This is a genomic window from Pseudomonas sp. GD04091, assembly GCF_029836165.1.
Taxonomy (GTDB): Bacteria; Pseudomonadota; Gammaproteobacteria; order Pseudomonadales; family Pseudomonadaceae; genus Aquipseudomonas.
The window spans coordinates 44,667-64,538 of record NZ_JAOEBG010000013.1; the positions used below are offsets into that span (position 1 = coordinate 44,667).

18 protein-coding genes are annotated in these 19,872 nt (G+C 65.7%); 9 read left to right on the top strand and 9 right to left on the bottom strand.

The features are described 5' to 3' along the window. Window positions 1-50: 50 nt before the first annotated feature. The 3 genes from N7422_RS16530 to N7422_RS16540 are packed head-to-tail and all read right to left on the bottom strand — an operon-like array spanning window position 51 to window position 3,280. Window positions 51-1,586: a DHA2 family efflux MFS transporter permease subunit gene (locus tag N7422_RS16530; RefSeq protein ID WP_279807528.1), complete on the bottom strand. Its 1,536-nt coding sequence runs from the start codon at window positions 1,584-1,586 to the stop codon at window positions 51-53. Further along, window positions 1,583-2,776, bottom strand: a complete 1,194-nt coding sequence (locus tag N7422_RS16535; protein ID WP_279807529.1) for an HlyD family efflux transporter periplasmic adaptor subunit — start codon at window positions 2,774-2,776, stop codon at window positions 1,583-1,585. The genes N7422_RS16530 and N7422_RS16535 overlap by 4 nt, the downstream gene beginning before the upstream one ends. A gap of 30 nt (window positions 2,777-2,806) precedes the next feature. Continuing rightward, window positions 2,807-3,280, bottom strand: a complete 474-nt coding sequence (locus tag N7422_RS16540) for a MarR family transcriptional regulator (protein WP_279807530.1) — start codon at window positions 3,278-3,280, stop codon at window positions 2,807-2,809. Between the two features lie 175 nt (window positions 3,281-3,455). On the opposite strand from N7422_RS16540, the gene N7422_RS16545 reads away from it, so the two are divergent. After that, window positions 3,456-3,830 (top strand): DUF2784 domain-containing protein, encoded by a 375-nt coding sequence (locus N7422_RS16545; protein WP_279807531.1) that lies wholly within the window; start codon window positions 3,456-3,458, stop codon window positions 3,828-3,830. On the opposite strand, the gene tam is transcribed toward N7422_RS16545, so the two are convergent. Next, the gene (gene tam, locus N7422_RS16550; RefSeq protein ID WP_279807532.1) at window positions 3,807-4,583 is read right to left on the bottom strand and encodes a trans-aconitate 2-methyltransferase; all 777 of its coding nucleotides are present in this window, start codon (window positions 4,581-4,583) and stop codon (window positions 3,807-3,809) included. The two genes, N7422_RS16545 and tam, sit on opposite strands and share 24 nt — an antisense overlap. A gap of 119 nt (window positions 4,584-4,702) precedes the next feature. Between tam and N7422_RS16555 the strand changes: the two genes are divergently transcribed. Then, window positions 4,703-5,155 (top strand): FecR domain-containing protein, encoded by a 453-nt coding sequence (locus N7422_RS16555; protein ID WP_279807533.1) that lies wholly within the window; start codon window positions 4,703-4,705, stop codon window positions 5,153-5,155. A gap of 147 nt (window positions 5,156-5,302) precedes the next feature. Here N7422_RS16555 and N7422_RS16560 read toward each other — a convergent pair whose 3' ends face one another. Continuing rightward, the gene (locus N7422_RS16560; protein WP_279807534.1) at window positions 5,303-6,712 is read right to left on the bottom strand and encodes an amino acid permease; all 1,410 of its coding nucleotides are present in this window, start codon (window positions 6,710-6,712) and stop codon (window positions 5,303-5,305) included. A gap of 438 nt (window positions 6,713-7,150) precedes the next feature. Between N7422_RS16560 and N7422_RS16565 the strand changes: the two genes are divergently transcribed. Next, window positions 7,151-8,575, top strand: coding sequence for a PLP-dependent aminotransferase family protein (locus N7422_RS16565; protein ID WP_279807535.1), 1,425 nt, complete (start codon window positions 7,151-7,153; stop codon window positions 8,573-8,575). 73 nt (window positions 8,576-8,648) lie between these two features. Here N7422_RS16565 and N7422_RS16570 read toward each other — a convergent pair whose 3' ends face one another. From N7422_RS16570 to N7422_RS16580, 3 genes are read right to left on the bottom strand one after another with little or no spacing between them, the layout of a single operon-like run. Next, the gene (locus N7422_RS16570; protein ID WP_279807536.1) at window positions 8,649-9,671 is read right to left on the bottom strand and encodes a histone deacetylase family protein; all 1,023 of its coding nucleotides are present in this window, start codon (window positions 9,669-9,671) and stop codon (window positions 8,649-8,651) included. Beyond that, window positions 9,671-10,912, bottom strand: coding sequence for a Zn-dependent hydrolase (locus N7422_RS16575; RefSeq protein WP_279807537.1), 1,242 nt, complete (start codon window positions 10,910-10,912; stop codon window positions 9,671-9,673). The genes N7422_RS16570 and N7422_RS16575 overlap by 1 nt, the downstream gene beginning before the upstream one ends. A 16-nt stretch (window positions 10,913-10,928) precedes the next feature. After that, window positions 10,929-12,233 carry an MFS transporter gene (locus N7422_RS16580; protein ID WP_279807538.1) on the bottom strand — a complete coding sequence of 435 codons (1,305 nt, stop codon included), beginning with the start codon at window positions 12,231-12,233 and terminating at the stop codon, window positions 10,929-10,931. Window positions 12,234-12,453: 220 nt separating this feature from the next. On the opposite strand from N7422_RS16580, the gene N7422_RS16585 reads away from it, so the two are divergent. After that, window positions 12,454-13,362, top strand: coding sequence for a LysR family transcriptional regulator (locus tag N7422_RS16585; RefSeq protein WP_279807539.1), 909 nt, complete (start codon window positions 12,454-12,456; stop codon window positions 13,360-13,362). Between the two features lie 15 nt (window positions 13,363-13,377). On the opposite strand, the gene N7422_RS16590 is transcribed toward N7422_RS16585, so the two are convergent. Further along, window positions 13,378-14,781 carry a cytosine permease gene (locus N7422_RS16590; protein ID WP_279807541.1) on the bottom strand — a complete coding sequence of 468 codons (1,404 nt, stop codon included), beginning with the start codon at window positions 14,779-14,781 and terminating at the stop codon, window positions 13,378-13,380. A gap of 317 nt (window positions 14,782-15,098) precedes the next feature. On the opposite strand from N7422_RS16590, the gene N7422_RS16595 reads away from it, so the two are divergent. The 5 genes from N7422_RS16595 (at window position 15,099) to N7422_RS16615 (ending at window position 19,867) form a co-directional block, all read left to right on the top strand. Further along, a complete protein-coding gene (locus N7422_RS16595) occupies window positions 15,099-15,584 on the top strand; it encodes a flavin reductase family protein (RefSeq protein ID WP_279807542.1) in 486 nt (161 codons plus the stop codon). A 60-nt stretch (window positions 15,585-15,644) separates the two neighbouring features. Next, complete coding sequence (locus N7422_RS16600) at window positions 15,645-16,688, top strand: LLM class flavin-dependent oxidoreductase (RefSeq protein ID WP_279807543.1); 1,044 nt, start codon at window positions 15,645-15,647, stop codon at window positions 16,686-16,688. A gap of 202 nt (window positions 16,689-16,890) precedes the next feature. After that, complete coding sequence (locus tag N7422_RS16605) at window positions 16,891-17,487, top strand: amino acid synthesis family protein (protein ID WP_279807544.1); 597 nt, start codon at window positions 16,891-16,893, stop codon at window positions 17,485-17,487. Between the two features lie 68 nt (window positions 17,488-17,555). After that, window positions 17,556-18,389 carry an alpha/beta fold hydrolase gene (locus N7422_RS16610; protein WP_279807545.1) on the top strand — a complete coding sequence of 278 codons (834 nt, stop codon included), beginning with the start codon at window positions 17,556-17,558 and terminating at the stop codon, window positions 18,387-18,389. Beyond that, entirely contained in the window at window positions 18,386-19,867 is a 1,482-nt protein-coding gene (locus N7422_RS16615; RefSeq protein WP_279807546.1) for an aldehyde dehydrogenase, read from the top strand. The genes N7422_RS16610 and N7422_RS16615 overlap by 4 nt, the downstream gene beginning before the upstream one ends. The last annotated feature ends 5 nt before the right edge of the window (window positions 19,868-19,872 follow it).

Genomic DNA, 19,872 nt, shown 5'->3' on the forward strand with positions numbered 1-19,872 from the left:
CAAGTAGTCGGGAAAAGGCCTACAAGGTTAGGGGAAAAGCATCAGCGTGATCAATGCCCTGCCGAGGCCGGTGCGGCCTTGGCCGTGAACGGAGGCTTGGCCAGCCAGACCAGCAGGATCAACCCGGCGAACACCCAGGTCAGCAAGGTGAAGTAGTCCACCGTCGACATCATGTACGCCTGGCTGTTGAGGATCTGCTCCAGCTTGGCGTAGCTCTGCTGGTTGGTACCGCCGAGCTGTTCGAGGGTCTGCCGGGTGGCCGGGTCGAAGGCGCTGATGTGCTCGCTCAGGTAAGCATGATGCTGGTCGGCGCGGCGGATCCAGATCCAGGTGGTCAGCGACGCGGCGAAACTGCCGCCCAGGGTGCGCAGGAACGTCGCCAGCCCCGAACCGTCGGCGATCTGGCTGGGCGGCAGGTCCGACAGCAGGATGCTCAACGTCGGCATGAAGAACAGCGCCACGCCAATGCCCATGAACAACTGCACCAGGGCGATGTGCAGGAAGTCCACCTCGTTGGTGAAGCCGACGCGCATGTAGCAGCTGGTGCCGATCGCCAGGAAGGCGATACCGGCCAGCAGGCGCAGGTCGAAGCGGTGTGCGTACTTGCCGACGAAGGGCGACATGAGCACCGGCAACAGGCCGATCGGCGCCACCGCCAGGCCCGCCCAGGTCGCGGTGTAGCCCATCTGCGTCTGCAGCCACTGCGGCAGGATCAGGTTGATGCCGAAGAAGCCCGCGTAGCCGCCCACCAGCACCAGGGTGCCGATGCGGAAGTTGCGGTGCACGAACAAGCGCAGGTTGACCACCGGATGACGGTCGGTCAGCTCCCAGATGATGAAGATCGCCAGGAACACCACCGAGATCAGCGTGCCGACCACGATGAACGACGACTCGAACCAGTCCAGGTCGTTGCCCTTGTCCAGCACCACCTGCAGCGCGCCGACACCGACGATCAGGGTCAGCAGGCCGATGTAGTCCATCGGCTGGCGGCTGGTGACCACCGGCCGGGCGCGCATCTGCTGGCGCACCACGGCAGCGGCGAACAGGCCGATCGGCACGTTGATGAAGAAGATCCACGGCCAGCTGTAGCTGTCGGTGATCCAGCCGCCGAGGATCGGCCCTGCGATGGGCGCCACCACCGTGACCATCGCCAGCAGCGCCAGGGCCATCCCCCGTTTCGCCGGCGGGTACACGGCGATCAGCAGGGTCTGGGTCATCGGGTACAGCGGACCGGCCACCACGCCCTGGAGCACGCGGAACAGCACCAGCTCAGGCATCGACTGGGCGACACCGCACAGGAACGAGGCCAGCACGAACAGCAACGTGGCCCAGATGAACAGCTTCACCTCGCCGAAGCGCCGGCTCAGCCAGCCGGTCAACGGCAGCGCGATGGCATTGCTCACCGCGAACGAGGTGATCACCCAGGTGCCCTGCTCCGAGCTCACCCCGAGGTTGCCGGAAATGGTCGGCAGCGCCACGTTGGCGATGGTGGTGTCGAGCACCTGCATGAAGGTCGCCAGCGACAGGCCGATGGTGGTCAGCAGCAGGCTCGGCGGGGTGAACTGCGCAGGGGCCTGCTGGCTCATCGCTGGGCCGTCTTGCCGGTGGCGCTGTTGTCGTGGATCAGCCGGGCAATCAGGTCGTCGGCTTCGACCAGCTGGCGGTCATACACCTGGGTGGTGTAGCTGGCTTGTTGCGGCGGTTGCTGGGCCAGGGCCGGACCGCTCTGGTCGTGCAGGTCGACTTCGGCGACGGTGGACAGGCCGATGCGCAGCGGGTGGTCCTTCAGCTGCTCGGGGTTGAGGTGGATCCGCACCGGCACGCGCTGGACGATCTTGATCCAGTTGCCGGTGGCGTTCTGTGCCGGCAACAGGGCGAAGGCGCTGCCGGTGCCGGCGCCGAGGCTGTCGACGGTGCCGTTGTACTTCACTTCGCCGCCATACAGATCGGCGGTGATCTCCACCGGCTGGCCGATGCGCATGTCGCGCAGCTGGGTTTCCTTGAAGTTGGCGTCGATCCATACCTCGTCCAGCGGGATCACCGCCATGGTCGAAGTGCCCGGTTGCAGACGCTGGCCCAGCTGCACGGTGCGCTTGGCCACGTAGCCGGTGACGGGCGCCACCAGGGTCGTGCGGGCGTGATCGAGATAAGCCTGGCGCAACTCGGCGGCGGCGGCCATGACCTCGGGGTGGGACGAGACCACGGTGTCATCGACCAGCGCGGTGCTGGTGTTGAGCTGCTGGCGCGCGCTGTTGACGGCGGCCTGGGCCACGGTCAGGTCGTCGCGGGAGTGGGAGACTTCCTCGGCGGCGATGGCGCCGCTGTCGGCCAGCACCTTGCGCCGGTTGTAGTCCTGCTGGGCCTTCTGCAGCTCGGCCTGGCGGGTCTGCAGCTGCGCCTTGAGCGAATCGACGTTGCTGTACAGTCCGCGCACCTGGCGCACGGTGCGCGCCAGCTTGGCCTCGGCCGCCTGCAGGGCGACCTCGCTGTCGGCCGGATCGAACTGCAGCAGCACCTGCCCCGCATGTACCAGGTCGCCATCGTCGGCGCCGATGCTGGTCACGGTACCGGTCACCAATGGGGTGATCGCCACCACGTTGCCGTTCACATAGGCGTCGTCGGTGCTTTCGTGCCAGCGTCCGACCAGGCTGTACCAGGCCCAGGCGCCGGCCCCCGCGAGCAGCAGGATCAGCAACAGGGCGAGCAGCCAGACCTTGCGCTTGCGCGTGTTGTCCGGCGCGGGTGCTGGGGTGGAGGTGTCAGCGGGAGTGGCCATGACAATACCTTGGAGAATACGTGACAGGGATCAACGATCGCCGAAGCGGCGGATCGTCATAGGGTCGCCAGCGCTGAGCAGGACTTTGGCGAGCAAGTTTTCGAGCACCTTGAGCTCTTCAGGCTGCAGCACCCCGACCAACTCGTTCATCGCCGCCGCGCCCACCTCGGGCAACCGGTCGGCCAGGCGCTGGCCGTCGGCGGTAAGGGCCAGGCGCACCTGGCGGCGGTCATCGGGGCAGCGGTTGCGCAGGATCAGCCCCTTCTGCTCGAGGCGGTCGAGCATGCGCGTCATCGAACCGCTGTCCAGGCCGAGGTAGCGGCACAGCTCGGCCGGCGTGTCGACCTGGTACTGGGTGACGATGATCAGCACCTTGAACTGGGCGGCGGTGACGCCATCGGCCTCCAGGTGCCAGTCGAGGATGCGGTCCTTCAGCAACGCGGCGCGACCGAGCAGCATGCCGATGGTGCAGGTCTGAAAATTTTCCGGCGTGAAATGGGACATTCGGGAGCTGCTCGAGCAATTGTGTGCAAATATTACTGCCTAGGCAGTGAATGTCCAAGCGCTGATTAGCGGGCTAACTAAAATTTCATCCTTCTGCAAGAAGATCTGGCTACCGGCGACCCACGGCAGCAGAATCGATCCGTCACCGCCGACGCCCCTTTCCAAGGCCCCGATCATGCTCTACCGCCTGGCAGCCGATTCTCTGGTCCTTTTGCACCTGTCCTTCATCCTGCTGGTGCTGTTTGGTGGCCTGCTGGTGCTCAAATGGCGCCGCGCGCTGTTCATCCACCTGCCCGCCCTGGCCTGGGGGCTGGCCGTGGAAGGACTGCACCTGGAGTGCCCGCTGACCGACTGGGAAAACCGGATGCGCAGCGCCGCCGGCCAGGCCGGCTACCACGGCGGTTTCGTCGAGCACTACATCTGGCCGCTGATCTACCCCGCCGGGCTGACGGCGCAGATCCAGCTGTGGCTCGCCGCCGTCGTGCTGCTGCTCAACCTCGGCGTCTACGGCTATGTGCTCTGGCGCCTAGCGCGTCGCCACCACGAATAAGCGCGGGAATGGCAGCAGCACCTTGCCATCGGTGGCCGGCGGATAATCGTGCTGCATGGCCTGCAGGTACAGCTGCAGGAAATCAGCCTGCTCCTGCATGTCCAGGCGCGCCAGATAAGGGCGCAATGCCGAGCCCTTGAACCACTCCACCACGGCTTCGGCCCCGCCTGGCAGCGGGTGATGGTAGGTGGTGCGCCACACGTCCACCCGGGCGCACAGCGGGCTGAGCAGGTCGTAGTAGAAGGCCGCGTTGTGCCGGGGCGGCAGGCTGAAATCGGCGAACTTAGCCGCCCATGGACCACGGCTGGCGATCTCGCGCAGTTGCCGGTGGGCCGGTTCGTCGAGGTTGTCCGGGGTCTGCACGGCCAGGCTCGCGCCTTCGCTCAGTTGCCGTACCAGGTGCGGGTAGAGACTGCCGTGGTCCGGCACCCATTGCAGCGAGGCATTGGCGAGGATCAGGTCCTGGGGCTCCTGAGCGGTCCAGCCGGCGATATCGCCGATCTCGCAGCGCACCCGGGGAATGCTCAGGCGCGGACGCTGGCGAGCCTTGTCGACCATGTCAGGGTCGCTGTCCAGGGCCGTGACCTGGGCATCGGGATGGCGCTGCAACAGCACTTCGGTGGAGTTGCCCGGGCCACAGCCCAGGTCGGTGGCGTGCCGCACGGGCCGCGGCGGCACGGCGGCAAGCAGGTCGCGCACGGCGCGGGTGCGTTCGTCTTCGAAGAGTGAATACTGGGTGGCGGACCAGGCCATGGGGCAGACTCCTTGTAGGACAGGTGCGCCCAGCATAAGCCAAGTGGTGTCCTCGCTGCCTGACGTTGTTGGGCATCCAGGCGCTATGCTGCAGGTCGGCCCAGATAAGGACGACCACCATGAAGACAACCCTCGCCCTGATACTGCTCGCCCTGATCGCCGCCTCCGCTCTGCTCGGCTTCCCGTGGATGAACCAGCGCTTCGAACTGGCCGACCTGCGGACCAGTGCCCAACAGGAGCTGTCCCGCCCGCTGAACGATGGCAGCCTGCTGGTGTTGCAGGCCAGCACGGCGGTGGACGTGGAATACGACGCGCAGCAACGCCGGGTGACCCTGCTCGAAGGCGGCCTTTGGGTCGAAGTGGCGAAGGACGACCCCCGCCCTTTCCTGCTGGTTACCGAGCACGGCACCCTGGCCACCCATGACGCGCGCCTGTCGCTGGTGCGGCTCGCCGGACAGACCCAGGCTCGTCTGCTGTCCGGCAACGCCGAACTCGACAGCGCCGGGCAGCGCGTGCACGTGCAGGGTGGGCAGGCGATTCGCTTCGGGGCTGGTGGGCCTCTGGGCCCATGAGCCGGTCTTGCCTGGGGCCCGACTCGAATCGCGGTGTCCGCTTCGCGGGTGAACCCGCTCCCACAAGGACCGTATTGCGCTTGTGAGGGCAACGAAAACGGCCGGGACCCCGCAAGGCCCCGGCCGCTTCATGCAGCGCTATCGCGTTCAGTGACGCTTGGCGGTACGCAGTTGATGCACCACGCCCATCGCCACCACGATGGCCGCGGCGATGCCGGTGGAGATCACCAGGATCTGGTAGTCAGGCATGAACGCCATGGTCACCAGCGCCGCCACGATGAACACGATCACCAGGTAGGTCAGCCAGGGGAACAGCCACATCTTCAGGCGCACTTCCCTGCCCTCGGCGATCAGCTTGCGGCGCATGCGCAGCTGCGAGAAGGCGATCACCAGGTAAACCAGCAGGGCGATCATGCCGGTGGTGTTCATCAGGGTTTCCAGCACGTCCTTCGGTCGCAGGGTCTCGCTGAAGTTGATCAGCGCGCAGAACACCGCCACCAGGCACGAGCCGACGATGGCATTCACCGGCACGCCGGTGCCAGTGCGGGTGAACTTGAACAGACGTGGCGCGTCGCCACGCTGGGCCAGCGAGAACAACATGCGCGAGGCGGTGTAGTGGCCGGAGATCAGGCAACTGCTCACCGAGGTCAGCACCACGAAGTTCATCAGCAGCTCGGCGTATGGCACGCCCAGCAGCTCCAAGGTGCGACGGTAGGCGCCATAGCCGGATACGCCCAGCTGTGGGTCGTTCCACGGCACCAGGCAGACGATCAGGAAGATCGAGCCGACGTAGAACAGGCACACCCGCCAGACCACCGAGTTGGTCGCCTTGACGATCTGGGTGGCCGGATCCTTCGCCTCGGAGGCGGCGATGGTGACGATCTCGGCGCCGAGGAAGGCAAACATCACCCCCAGCAGCGCTCCGATCACCGTGGTGATGCCGTTGGGCATGAAGCCCTCGGAGGTCAGGTGGCTGATGCCACGCACTTCACCGAACTGCCAGATGTTCATCACCGCGGCGGTGCATACCACCAGGAAGCAGACGATCGCCACCACCTTGATCAACGCGAACCAGAACTCGAACTCGCCATAGTGCTTGACGTTGAAGAAGTTGACGGTGATCAGCAGCAGGGTCGTGGCCAGCACGAACACGTTGACGCTCACGTCGGGGAAGAAGCCGTGCAGGATCTTGCCCGCCACATAGGCCTCCCAGGCCATGAGGATCACCCAGTACCACCAGTACAGCCAGCCGATGGTGAAACCGGCCCAACGGCCGATGGCGCGATCGGCGTAGGTGGAGAACGAGCCGGTGTCCGGCGAGGACGTCGCCATCTCGCCGAGCATGCGCATGATCAGCACCACCAGGATGCCGCCGGCCAGGTACGCCAGGACGGCGGCCGGGCCGGCGCTGTGGATGACACTGCCGGATCCGACGAACAGCGCGCCGCCGATGACCCCGGCGATGGACATCATCGTCAGGTGGCGCGACTTGAGCGAGGCACTGAGCTTGCTCTCGTGCCCGTCCTTCGCGGTGGTGGATGTGGATGTTGCGTCCATCAGTTATGTACCCCGTGCTTCTTTTTATCCAAGGAAAAACTGTGAAACCCCGATGGTTATCGGTCTCACCTGTACATCAGCGCTAATGCGGGCAGGGAGGTGCGCCGGAGCGCACGCAGGCCATCCGTGGCGGCCTGCTTACGCGGCCAGAGGCGACCCTCTGGACGAACTGAACCATGCGGGGGACGGACGATGGGTGTCCGACCACGCGAAAAGAAGGTGCGAGGCGGACCTCGACGGTAAAGCAGCGATGTTGTGATTATTCATGACGCTGGTACGTGCTGTGTTGGCTATATCTGACACGTAATGTAAAAATGTCGAACACTTTGAGCCATGCACAGTGGCATGAAATCCGCACTGCACTGTACAGGCCGCCGATGCAGTACACCCGCGATACCCCGCAGGCGCCTGGCTCCCCGCACACCTGAAGGCACCCGAATGCTCCAGCTACATCCGGACTCCTCCACCCCGCTGGTCAACCAGATCATCGACGGGCTGCGCGCATTGATCGACAACCAGACGCTCAAGCCCGGGGCGAAGGTTCCCTCGATCCGGGCCTTTGCCGCCACCTATTCGGTGAGTACCTTCACCGTGGTCGAGGCCTATGACCGGCTGGTGGCCCAGGGACTGCTGGTAAGCAAGGGCAATGCGGGGTTCTTCGTCAATCGTGCGGCGAACGAGTTGCTGGAGGCGAACAACGTCGAAACCGACAGCCACCGGCCGACCTTCAATTCCGAGTGGTACCTGCAGCAGATCTTCGAGATCCGCCAGCTGCCGTTCAAACCCGGCTGCGGCTGGCTGCCCAACGACTGGATGTATGAAGAAGGGCTACGTCGCGGCCTGCGCCAGGTGGCCGGCAGCCCGCTGGAGCTGTCCGGCTACGGTGATCCCCTGGGGCTTGCGGAACTGCGCACACTGACCGCGCAGAACCTGCAGCAGGAACTGTCGATCGTCGCCAACCCGGCGCAACTGATGCTCACCCACGGCGCCAGCCAGGCCCTCGACCTGGCCGTGCGTACCCTGGTGCGTCCCGGCGACGTGGTGCTGGTGGACGATCCGGGCTACCCCAACCTGATGAGCATCCTGCGCACCCAGGGCGCCACCCTGGTGGGCGTGCCACGTACCCCGGCCGGCTACGACCTCGACCAGCTCGAACGCCTGCTGGCGCATCACCGCCCCACCGCGTTCTTCACCCAGCCGCACCTGCACAGCCCGACCTGCTCGCGCACGCCGCTGGCGCAGCTGCATCGCTTGCTGCAGTTGGCCAGCCAGCACGGCTTCCGTCTGGTGGAGAACAACCTCTACGCCGACATGATCGCCGACCCGCTACCGTGCCTGGCCAGCCTCGACCACTTGCAGCAGGTGGTGTACGTGGGCAGCTATTCGAAGAGCATCTCGCCCAACGTGCGGGTCGGCTACCTGCTGGCCAACCCCGCACTCACCCAGCAGCTGCTGCACCTGAAGATGCGCTCGGGCCTGACCACCTCGCAGGTGATGGAGCGGGTGGTGTACGCCGCGATCATCGACGGCCGCTGGCGCAAGCACCTCAAGCGCCTGCGCCAGCGCCTGGCCGAGGCGCACCAGGAAGTCGGCCGGCACCTGCACCGGCTGGGCTTCGAACTGTTCATCGAATCGGACGAGGGGATGTACATCTGGACCCGCCATCCGGCTATTCCGGACAGCGCGGCGCTGCTCGACGACGCGCTGGAGCAAGGGATCATGCTCGGGCCCGGGCAACTGTTCATGGTCGATGCCCAGGCCACCGGGTGGATGCGCTTCAACGTGGCGTTCAGCACCGATCCGGCGATGTGGGAGTTGCTGGAGAAAGTGCTGGTCAAGCATGTGCGTCGGGGTGGGGTGTGACACGCAATCGCGGGGCACCCCCACTCACCCAGGTAAGTTGCAACCGTGGGAGCGGGCTTGCCCCGCAACGAGCCTACCGCCAGTCGCGCTTTTCGCAGAAGAATGCCCGTGCATTCGCCTCCAGGCTTTCCAGGTGATAACCCCCTTCCTGCACGATCAGGCAGGGTAAGCGCAGGGCCCGAATTCGCTCTCCCAACCGCGCAAACCCATCGGTCGTCACCGCCACCTTGCTCTGTGGATCCAGCTCGTAGATATCGAAGCCCAGCGACAACACCAGCACCTCGGCGCCGAATGCCTTCACCGCGTCCAGCGCGATCTCCAGCTGCGCCATGAAGTCTGCCTCGCTGGCGCCATGGGCCATCGGCAGATTGAGATTGCAGCCCTCCCCCGCGCCACGGCCCCGCTCGTCCGCGAAGCCGGCCACGCCGGGATAGAAATTGGTCGGATCGCCATGCACCGAGACGTACAGCACATCGTCACGGTCATAGAAGATCTCCTGGATCCCCTGCCCGTGGTGCATGTCGGTGTCGAGGATCGCCACCCGGCCATATCGGCCGCGCAGCACCTGGGCGGCAACGGCGGCATTGTTGAGGTAGCAGAAGCCACCGGCGGCGTCGTGACGCGCATGGTGCCCCGGCGGTCGGCACAGGGCATAGGCAGCGGGCTCACCGTCGAGAATGGCCTTGGCCCCGGCCACGGCGCTCTGCGCCGACCAGTAGGCCGAGCGCCAGGTGTGCTCGCCCACCGGGCAGCTGCCGTCGGCCAGGTAGCGCGCGGCCTGGGCGAGGATGCCGCGCAGGGCGTTGGGCTCACGCACGAAGATGTTGGACATCACTTCGTCGCCCCAATCCTCGGGCACCTCCTTCCAGCGCGCATGGGCCTCTTCGAGGAAGGCCAGGTAGGCTTCGCCATGCACGGCCTTGAGCGGCTCGAGGCCGGCGTCGAGCGGCTGGCGGATATCGAAGTCCAGCGCCTTGGCCGCCTGCAGCAGCCGCTGGGCACGCTCGGGCACCTCCTGCGGCGTGCGCATCGCGCCACGCGAGTAATAGCTGCGCGGATGGTGCAGCAACTGTTCGGGGTGGAAATAGCAGCGCATCAGGCCTCTCCTTCGGCGACCCGGCCGGCACGGGCCAGCACGGCATTGAGCAGTACGTCGGCGCCCTGACGGGCGTCGTCGGGCAACACGTCCTCGGCTTCGTTGTGACTCAGGCCGCCGACGCAGGGAATGAACACCATCGCCGTCGGGCAGTAGCGCGCCAGCAGGATGGCGTCGTGGCCGGCGCCGCTGACGATGGCCTGCTGGCTGTAGCCCAGACCATCCACGGCCTGCTGCACGGCGGCCACGCACTCGCCATCGAACGGTGTGGCCGGGCTGACCCAGTGCCGCTCGATCACCACGCGCAAGCCGCGCTGGGCCGCGATAGCCTGCAGTTGCAGGCGCAGGTCACGCTCCATCGCCTCGATGGCGTCGTCGCAGTGATGACGCAGGTCGACGGTGAAACGCACCAGGCCAGGGATGGTGTTGCGCGACGACTTGGCAATGCTCAGCTCGCCGACCGTGGTCAGGCCTTCCGGGGCGAAGCCCTCGGCCAGCTGCTCGACCACCTGGACCATCCGCGCCACCCCGTACAAGGCATCCTGGCGCAACTTCATCGGTGTGGTACCGGCATGGGCTGCCATGCCTTCGACGGTCACATCCAGCCAGCGAATGGCCTGCCCACCCCGGACCACGCCAATGCTTTTGCCGTTGTCCTCGAGGATCGGGCCCTGCTCGATATGCGCCTCGAAATAGGCATCCACCGCACCGCCCAAGGGGCGCTGGCCGGCGAAACCGGTACGCGCCAGTTCGTCGGCGACGCTGATGCCGGCGGCATCGCGGATAGCCAGCGCTTCGTCCAGTCCCAGGCTGCCGGTGAACACCGCCGAACCGAACATGGCCGGGGTGAAGCGCGCGCCCTCCTCGTTGGTCCAGACCGCGATCTCCAGCGGCTTGCGGGTACGGATGCCAAGGTCGTTCAACCGCCGCACGACCTCCAGCCCGGCCAGCACGCCATAGACACCGTCGAAACGACCGCCCTCGGGCTGGGTGTCCAGGTGGCTGCCCATCATCACCGGGGCGGCATCCGGATCGCTTCCGTCACGCCGGGCGAACAGGTTGCCGATACCGTCCACGCTCAAGCTCAATCCGGCTTCGCGGCACCAGTGGCTGAACAGTTCACGTCCGGCCTTGTCTTCGTCACTCAGGGCCAGCCGGCAGCTGCCGCCCCGGGCGGTGGCGCCGATCTCGGCCATGGCCATCAGGCTCGCCCACAGGCGTTCGCCGTTGCTTTTCAACATTACGGATACTCCAGAATCAGGCCAGCTCGAGCTGCTGGCTACGGGCGTACTGACGCGCCAGCGCCAGCACGCAGACCAGGGAAACAGTAGCGATCAGGCTGTAGAACACTGCCATCGGCCACCATTGGCCGGTGAAGCTGTGGGCCAGCCAGGTGCCGATCAGTGGCGTCAGGCCACCGGCGATGGCGCCGCAGACCTGGTAAGCCATGGAAATGGCGGTGTAGCGCACGCGGGTCTCGAACATGCCGCTGACATACCCGGCGATCACCGCATAGAACGACGCCATGCAGGCCGCCGCCAAGGCGATGCCGAGCACGATCAGCGGACCTTCGCCACTGCTCACCAGGACGAACATCGGATAAGGCGAGGCCATCGCCAGCAGCGCCACCAGCGCCAGGAAGCGCGTGGCGCCGAGCTTTTCCGACAACCAGGCGGCCAGCGGCTGCACGCAGAACTGGATGACCGCCACGAAGAACAGGCACTCCAGGATCAGCGAACGCTCCAGGTGCAGCTGCTGGGTGGTGTAGCTGATCATGAAGGTATTGGTGAAATAGACTCCGGCGATGCCCAGGGTATTGGCGCCGATGCACAGCAACAGCGGCCGCCAGGCGGTACGCAGCACTTCCAGCACCGGTGCCTGCTCCTTGCGCCGGGTTTTCTCGGCCTGCGCGCGGCTGGCGAGGAACTCGGGCGATTCATTGACGCCCAGGCGGATCGCCAGGCCTACCAGCAGCAGCAGCGCGCTGGCCAGAAACGGCACCCGCCAGCCCCAGCTCATCAGCTCCTCTTCCGGCAGACGGGTGACCGCGCTGAACGCCAGCAGCGAAAGGATCAGGCCCGCCGGGCTGCCCAACTGGGCGAACGAGGCGAAGAAGTTGCGCCGCCCCTTGGGCGCGTGCTCGCCAGCCATCAGCACCGCTCCACCCCACTCGCCACCCACCGCGATGCCCTGGACCACCCGCAGCAGGACCAGCAGCACCGGGGCGGTGGCGCCGATCTGTGCGTAGGTGGGCAACAGCCCGATCCCCACGGTGACCACGCCCATCATCAGCAAGGTGATCACCAGGGATTTCTTGCGCCCGATGCGATCGCCGATATGGCCGAAGACGATGCCGCCCAATGGCCGGGCAAAAAAGCCCACGGCGAAGGTGCCGAAGGCGGCCATGGTGCTGAACAGGCTGTTGTCGGAGGGAAAGAACAGGGCACCGAACACCAGCGCGGCGGCGGTGGCGTAGATATAGAAGTCGTACCACTCGATCATGGTGCCGATGAACGCCGCGGCGGCGGCACGGCGCGGTTGGGGTGAAGCGACGGGCTTCATGGGGTGGCTCCTTTGCTTGTTTTTCTGGCAGGAGTTTTCGGGTCACGGTGGCGACCTCATCGCGGGGCAAGCCCGCTCCCACCCCTGCATCAGGCGTTGTGGGAGCGTGCTTGCCCCGCGATGAGGCCTGCACTGCTGGAGATGATTCATCGCCGCGACCTATAATTCAATTTTCTATTTATTATTCGAACTATTAACCACGCTTATCATCGAGCCCGCCATGCCCGACCGCCTGCTCAACGACCGCCTCGACTGGAACCTGCTGCGCACCTTCCGCGTGATCGGCCAGGAATTGTCCATCAGCCGCGCCGCCGCCCGCCTGCATCTCACTCAGCCCGCCGTGAGCCAGGCGCTCAAACGCCTGGAGGAACAGCTCGGTCGCCAGCTCATCGCCCGCCGAGGGCCGCGCTTCGTGCTCACCGAGGTGGGCGAACAGCTGTTCCAGCTGGCCGGCGAGGTGTATGGGCAGATGTCGCAGATCGGCGGGCTGCTGGAGCAACCCGCGGACGAGTTGGTGGGCAAGGTGCGCCTGTTGATGATCAGCCGCATCGTCAGCGAGCGCTTCGATGAGTTCCTGGCCGACTTCCACCGCCAGCACCCTCGGGTGGAACTGGAGATCGACGTGATGCGCAGCTCCGACATCGTCGCCGCGCTGCAGGAAAAGACCGCCACCGCCGGGCTCAGCCTCAACCGCCGGCCCCAGCCGCGCCTGGAGCAACGCCTGTTCCTGCGCCAACGCTATGCGTTCTTCTGCGGCAAGCACCATGCGCTGTTCGGTCAGCCGGAAGGCGATCTGCAGCGGGAAAATTTCGTCAGTTTCACCAGCGACCAGATCGGCGGCATGCTCTCGCCACTGACCATCTTCCGCGACCAGCAAGGTTTCTCCGGGCGCATCGTCGCCTCGTCGCCGAGCCTCGAGGAAGTGCGGCGCCTGGTGATCGCCGGGTTTGGCATCGGTTGCCTGCCCGAGCATGTGGTGGCGGCGGATGTCGCGGCGGGCCTGCTGTGGAAGCTGCCGCCGCTGGAGGGGATCGCCGATGTCGACATTCACCTGCTGTGGAACAGGGACCAGCGCATGAGTCGGGCCGAGGACAGTTTCATCAAGGCGTTGCAAGCCTGCCTGGATTGATGGGTTGCACAGCGGTCAGTCGTGCGCACTCAGCGCTCGCCCGGCCTTGACCGGCTGGCCGCGAGTCGCCAGGCAGTAGTACAGCGGCACCGTCACCAGCAGCCCGAACAGCCACGACAGGTCCGCGCCCTCGACCAGGTTCGAGTACGGCCCGACATACAGCGAAGTGTTGGCGAACGGCAGCTGCACCAGGGTGCCGCAGGCATAGGCGATGATCGCGTGCGGGTTGAAGCGCCCGTAGATGCCGCCATCGGCGCTGAAGATCGAGGCGATGTCGTACTCGCCCTTCTTGATCAGGTAGAAGTCGACCAGGTTGATCGATGCCCACGGCACCAGCACCAGCAGCAGCGCCAGGATCAGGCCGATGAACTCACCGATGAAGTCCGCCGAGGCGTTCAGCGCCACCAGCACGCACGTCACCAGGATCACCGAGGCCAGCACCACGCGCTCCCTGACGCTCGGCGTCCAGCGGGCGGCGAAGGTCTGGATCGCGGTGACGATCGACAGCACCGCGCCATACAGGTTGAGGGCGTTGTGGCTGACGATGTTGAGCAGGAACAGCACCATCAGGACCGGCCCCAGCCAGCCGGTGGCCTGCCTGACCGCGACCATGGCATCGGTGCCTTCGGGCACGCACAGTACCGCCACGGCACCGAAGCTGAAGCACAGGATGGTGCCCAGGGTCGCGCCGAAGTAGGTGGCCCAGAACGGCCTGGCGATGCCGATTTCACGGGGCAGGTAGCGCGAGTAGTCGCCGGTGTACGGCGAGAAGCTGATCTGCCAGATGATCCCCAACGACACCGTGGCGATGAAGCCCGACAGGTTGAACGCGCCCCGGCTGAAGAAGTCGGCCGGCAACGCCTGGGCGAACATCATGATGAAACCGGCCAGCAGCGCCGAACCCATCACCCAGGTGCCGATGCGGTTGAGGATGTGAATGAAGCGGTAACCGATCACGCCGATGGCGGTGGCGCTCAGGGCACCGATGACGATCGCGCCGGGCATCGGCACGCTCGGGGCGATACCGTGGATCGACTTGCCCGCCAGGACGATGTTGGAAATGAAGAAGCCGACATAGATCAGCGCGGTGAAGAACACGATCAGCAGCGCGCCGTAGCGGCCGAACTGGCCCCGGCTCTGCACCATCTGCGCAATGCCCAGCCGCGGTCCCTGCGCAGAGACCAGGGCGATCACCACGCCGCCCAGCAGATGACCCAGCACGATGGCGACCAGGCCCCACAACAGGTCCAGGTGGAACACCTGCACGACCATGGCGCCGGTGACGATGGGCAGTGGCGCGATGTTGGTGCTGAACCAGAGGGTGAACAGGTCGCGCGCCTTCCCATGGCGCTCGGCGGGTGGAACGTGATCGACCGTGTGATTCTCGACAAACTGGTGTTGCGATGACGGTTGGGACATAGGTTTTCAGCTCGAAAGGTCGTTTTCTTATCGTTGTACGGAAACCGCTCAAGGCGGCCTCTCAGCTGCGCACCATATTATGGTATTCCAAACTTTTGACAACACTGAGCCGCGTTTTTTCGGCGCACCTGCTCCGCTCTGCGCCGCCTCCTTGAACACCAGATTACGCGCGTGAACCAATGAACACGGGGCCTGAACCGTTCATCGCGTTCTCCGGGCAGTGGAAAATTCAGCTTGCAAAACAGGTATTACGGTATACCATCAGACACATCAACGATAAAAACCGCGGACCACCGCAGCTTTCCGAGGATCACGCCATGATCGACGCTACCGTCTACAAGAACGTCCTGGGCTCCTTCCCGTCCGGCGTCACGGTCATCACCACCCTGGACGACGACGGCTCGATCGTCGGCCTCACCGCCAGCGCCTTTTCTTCCCTGTCGATGGACCCGCCGCTGGTGCTGTTCTGCCCCAACTACAGTTCCGACTCCTACCCTGTGCTGATCCGGCAGAAACGCTTCGCCATCCACCTGCTCTCCGGCCAGCAACAGGCCGAAGCCTATGCGTTCGCGAAAAAAGGCAAGGACAAGGCCGCCGGTATCGACTGGACCTTGAGCGGACTGGGCAACCCGATCCTGGCCGGCGCCACCGCCGTCATCGAGTGCGAGCTGTGGCGAGAATACGAAGGTGGCGACCACGCCATCATGGTCGGCAAGGTACACAACCTGATCGTCCCCGAAGAGGCGCCGCGACCGATGGTCTACTGTCGCGGCAAGATGGCCTGCCTGCCCGCCTTCGCCTGACACATTCCGCATCGAGACCTGCCCCGGCAGGCGACAACAACAAGCTCCGAGGAAAGCCCCATGAAATTTTCGCTGTTCGTGCACATGGAACGTTGGGATGAACAGGTCAGCCACCGCCAGTTGTTCGAAGACCTGACCGAACTGACCCTGATGGCCGAAGACGGCGGTTTCAGCACCGTGTGGATCGGCGAACACCACGCCATGGAATACACCATCTCGCCGAGCCCGATGCCGCTGCTGGCCTACCTCGCCGCGCGCACCGAGAACATCCGTCTGGGCGCCGGCACCATCATCGCGCCGTTCTGGAATCCGATCCGTGTGGCCGGCGAATGCGCCCTGCTCGATGTGATCAGCAACGGACGCATGGAGGTGGGCCTGGCCCGCGGCGCCTACCAGTTCGAATTCGACCGCATGGCCGGCGGCATGCCGGCCACCGACGGCGGCAAGGCGCTGCGCGAGATGGTGCCGGTGGTGCGCAAGCTGTGGCAAGGCGACCATGCCTTCGAAGGCGAGGTGTACAGGTTCCCCACCTCCACCAGCGTGCCCAAGCCCATGCAGAAAGGCCTGCCGCCGATGTGGATCGCCGCGCGCGATCCGGACTCGCACAACTTCGCCGTGCAGAACGGCTGCAATGTCATGGTCACCCCGTTGATGAAAGGCGACGAGGAAGTGCTGGACCTGAAGAACAAGTTCCAGGCCGCCGTAGACAACAATCCCGACGTGCCGCGCCCGCAACTGATGGTGCTGCGCCACACCCACGTGCACAGCCCGGCCGACCCGGACGGCTGGAAGGTCGGCGCCCAGGCCATCTCGCGCTTCTACCGCACCTTCGATGCCTGGTTCGGCAACAAGACCACGCCGGTCAATGGTTTCCTCGCGCCCAGCCCTGAATCGAAATTCGCCGAGGTACCGGCGTTCGAGCTGGAGAACATTCGCCGGAACACCATGATCGGCACGCCGGAAGAAATCATCGCGCGCATCAGGTACTACGAGGAACTGGGCGTCGACGAGTTCAGCTTCTGGTGTGACAACAGCCTGCCCCACGCCGAGAAGAAGAAGTCGCTGGAACTGTTCATCAAGGAAGTGGTGCCGGCGTTCGCCTGATTTCCCTTTGCCTGAATTATTGCGGGATCGGCCCGCTCCCGTGGGTCGTCCTGGCCCGCTGGAGTGGGCTTTTTTTCAGGGCCCTAGCGCGGGGCATGACCAGACGCAGACCACCCAGAGAATTTTTCAACCCCTATTGCACATCAAATATTATGGTATACCATCAGACAATAAAATTTGATAACCCTGCCAGGAGCCATCCATGAGTTTCGAAATCCGCAAGATCGTCACCTACTCCGAAGAGACCCGCATCGAGGGCGGCAAGGCCAGCGACAAGCCAGTGACCATGGTCGGCCTCGCCGTGGTGATCAAGAATCCCTGGGCCGGTCGCGGTTTCGTCGAGGACCTGAAGCCGGAAATTCGCGCCAACTGCTCCGACCTGGGCGCGCTGATGGTCGAGCGCCTGACCGCCGCCATCGGCGGCGCCGACAAGATCGAAGCCTACGGCAAGGCCGCCGTGGTCGGTGCCGACGGCGAGATCGAGCACGCCTCGGCGGTGATCCACACCCTGCGCTTCGGCAACCACTACCGCGAGGCCGTGCAGGCCAAGAGCTACCTGAGCTTCACCAACAAGCGCGGCGGCCCGGGCACCTCGATCCAGATCCCGATGATGCAGAAGGACGACGAAGGCCTGCGCTCGCACTACATCACCCTGGAAATGCAGATCGAGGACGCCCCGCGTGCCGACGAGATCGTCGTGGTGCTGGGCGCCGCCGACGGCGGTCGCCTGCACCCGCGCATCGGCAACCGCTACATCGACCTGGAAGAACTGGCCGCCGAACAGGCCAACGCTCGATAACAACAACCAAGACGGGCCGGGGCGTGGCGCGCCTACCCGCCACGCCCGACCTTCAAGGAGCGCCCTCCATGATTCAGCCTGTCGCTGAACGTACACCGGCCGGGACCAGCTACCTGGCCCTCGGCCAGGGCCAACCCGTGGTGCTGATCCACGGCGTGGGCCTGAACAAGGAAATGTGGGGCGGACAGTTCGTCGGCCTGGCCAACGACTATCGGGTCATCGCCTACGACATGCTCGGCCACGGCCAGAGCGCCCTGCCCGCCGCCGACAGCGGCCTGGAAGGCTACGCCGCGCAACTCGCCGAACTGCTCGACCACCTGCAGCTCGCCCAGGCCACCGTGATCGGTTTCTCCATGGGTGGCCTGGTGGCCCGCGCCTTTGCCCTGCACTATCCGCAGCGCCTGGCGGCGCTGGTAGTGCTCAACAGCGTGTTCAACCGCAGCCCGGAGCAGAGCGCCGGGGTCATCGCCCGGGCCGCCCAGGCGCTGGCGCAAGGCCCGGACGCCAACGTCGACGCCGCCCTCGAGCGCTGGTTCAGTCGCGAGTACAAGGCCGCCAACCCGGCGCAGGTCGCCGCCATCCGCCAGGTGCTGGCGAGCAACGACCCGCAGGGCTACCACACCACCTATTCGCTGTTCGCAACCCAGGACATGTACCGCGCCGATGACCTGGGCAGCATCCAGGTGCCGACGCTGATCGCCACCGGCGAACTCGACACCGGCTCCACTCCGGCCATGGCCCGCCAGCTCGCCGCGCGCATTCCCGGAGCCCACAGCGTGGTGCTCGCCGAGCAGCGGCACATGATGCCGGTGGAAGCGCCGCGCGAAGTCAACAAGATGCTGCTGGACTTCCTCAGGCAAGCCCGCACCCTCACCGAATCCGCCAAGGGGATAGTCGCATGACCCTCGTTCGTTTCCAGATGTGCATCGACGGCCAGTGGCGCGATGCCCAGAGTGGCAAGACCTTCGACAGCCTCGACCCGGCCACCGCCAGGGTCTGGGCACAACTGCCCGACGCCGGCGAGGCCGACGTGGAGCTGGCCGTGCAGGCCGCCCAGCGCGCCTTCGAAAACCCGGCCTGGCGCAGCCTCAGCGCCACCGCCCGGGGCAAGCTGCTGCGCCGCCTGGGCGACCTGATCACCGAGCACAAGGAACACCTGGCCCAGCTGGAAAGCCGCGACAACGGCAAGCTGATCCGCGAGACCCGCGGCCAGGTCGGCTACCTGCCGGAGTTCTTCCACTACACCGCGGGCCTGGCCGACAAGCTCGAAGGCGGTACCCTGCCGCTGGACAAGCCCGACCTGTTCGCCTACACCGTGCACGAGCCGATCGGCGTGGTGGCCGGGATCATTCCGTGGAACAGCCCGCTGTACCTGACCGCGATCAAGCTGGCCCCGGCCCTGGCCGCTGGCAACACCATCGTGCTCAAGCCCTCCGAGCACGCCTCGGCGACCATCCTCGAACTGGCTCGCCTGGCCCTGGAAGCCGGCTTCCCGGCCGGCGTGGTCAACGTGGTGACCGGCTATGGCCCGAGCACCGGCGCGGCGCTGACCCGTCACCCGCTGGTGCGCAAGATCGCCTTCACCGGCGGCGCCGCCACCGCCCGCCACGTGGTGCGCAGCAGCGCCGAGAATTTCGCCAGGCTGTCGCTGGAACTGGGCGGCAAGTCGCCGAACATCATCTTCGCCGACGCCGACCTGGACAGCGCCGTCAATGGCGCGGTGGCCGGCATCTACGCCGCCTCCGGGCAGAGCTGCGTGGCCGGCTCGCGCCTGCTGGTGCAGGACGAGATCTTCGATGAGTTCGTCGAGCGCCTGATCGCGCGCGCCAAGCGCATCCGCATCGGCAACCCGCAGGACGACAGCAGCGAGATGGGGCCCATGGCCACCGCCCAGCAACTGGCCGTGGTCGAAGGTCTGGTGGCCGCGGCCCAGGCCGAAGGCGCCCGGCTGCGTCTGGGCGGCAAGCGCGCCGAGGTCGAGGGCGATGGCTGGTTCTACGAGCCGACCCTGTTCGAATGCGACAGCAACTCGATGACCATCATGCAGGAAGAGGTATTCGGCCCGGTCGCCGCGGTGATCCGCTTCAAGACCGAGGAACAAGCCCTGGCGATGGCCAACGACTCGCAGTTCGGCCTGGCCGCCGGCATCTGGACCCGCGACCTGGGCCGCGCCCATCGTCTGGCCCGCGACGTGCGCTCGGGGATCATCTGGGTCAACACCTACCGCGCCGTGTCGGCCATGGCCCCGATCGGCGGCTTCAAGAACAGCGGCTACGGCCGCGAAAGCGGCATCGATTCGGTGCTGGCCTATACCGAGCTGAAGACGGTGTGGATCAACCTGTCCACCGCGCCCATGCCCGATCCGTTCGTGATGCGTTGAAGAGG

Excerpts from the sequence above, each read along its gene's own strand:
- N7422_RS16530 (WP_279807528.1), bottom strand. The coding sequence starts at position 1,586 with ATGAGCCAGCAGGCCCCTGCGCAGTTCACCCCGCCGAGCCTGCTGCTG.
- N7422_RS16535 (WP_279807529.1), bottom strand. The coding sequence starts at position 2,776 with ATGGCCACTCCCGCTGACACCTCCACCCCAGCACCCGCGCCGGACAAC.
- N7422_RS16540 (WP_279807530.1), bottom strand. The coding sequence starts at position 3,280 with ATGTCCCATTTCACGCCGGAAAATTTTCAGACCTGCACCATCGGCATG.
- N7422_RS16545 (WP_279807531.1), top strand. The coding sequence starts at position 3,456 with ATGCTCTACCGCCTGGCAGCCGATTCTCTGGTCCTTTTGCACCTGTCC.
- tam (WP_279807532.1), bottom strand. The coding sequence starts at position 4,583 with ATGGCCTGGTCCGCCACCCAGTATTCACTCTTCGAAGACGAACGCACC.
- N7422_RS16555 (WP_279807533.1), top strand. The coding sequence starts at position 4,703 with ATGAAGACAACCCTCGCCCTGATACTGCTCGCCCTGATCGCCGCCTCC.
- N7422_RS16560 (WP_279807534.1), bottom strand. The coding sequence starts at position 6,712 with ATGGACGCAACATCCACATCCACCACCGCGAAGGACGGGCACGAGAGC.
- N7422_RS16565 (WP_279807535.1), top strand. The coding sequence starts at position 7,151 with ATGCTCCAGCTACATCCGGACTCCTCCACCCCGCTGGTCAACCAGATC.
- N7422_RS16570 (WP_279807536.1), bottom strand. The coding sequence starts at position 9,671 with ATGCGCTGCTATTTCCACCCCGAACAGTTGCTGCACCATCCGCGCAGC.
- N7422_RS16575 (WP_279807537.1), bottom strand. The coding sequence starts at position 10,912 with ATGTTGAAAAGCAACGGCGAACGCCTGTGGGCGAGCCTGATGGCCATG.
- N7422_RS16580 (WP_279807538.1), bottom strand. The coding sequence starts at position 12,233 with ATGAAGCCCGTCGCTTCACCCCAACCGCGCCGTGCCGCCGCCGCGGCG.
- N7422_RS16585 (WP_279807539.1), top strand. The coding sequence starts at position 12,454 with ATGCCCGACCGCCTGCTCAACGACCGCCTCGACTGGAACCTGCTGCGC.
- N7422_RS16590 (WP_279807541.1), bottom strand. The coding sequence starts at position 14,781 with ATGTCCCAACCGTCATCGCAACACCAGTTTGTCGAGAATCACACGGTC.
- N7422_RS16595 (WP_279807542.1), top strand. The coding sequence starts at position 15,099 with ATGATCGACGCTACCGTCTACAAGAACGTCCTGGGCTCCTTCCCGTCC.
- N7422_RS16600 (WP_279807543.1), top strand. The coding sequence starts at position 15,645 with ATGAAATTTTCGCTGTTCGTGCACATGGAACGTTGGGATGAACAGGTC.
- N7422_RS16605 (WP_279807544.1), top strand. The coding sequence starts at position 16,891 with ATGAGTTTCGAAATCCGCAAGATCGTCACCTACTCCGAAGAGACCCGC.
- N7422_RS16610 (WP_279807545.1), top strand. The coding sequence starts at position 17,556 with ATGATTCAGCCTGTCGCTGAACGTACACCGGCCGGGACCAGCTACCTG.
- N7422_RS16615 (WP_279807546.1), top strand. The coding sequence starts at position 18,386 with ATGACCCTCGTTCGTTTCCAGATGTGCATCGACGGCCAGTGGCGCGAT.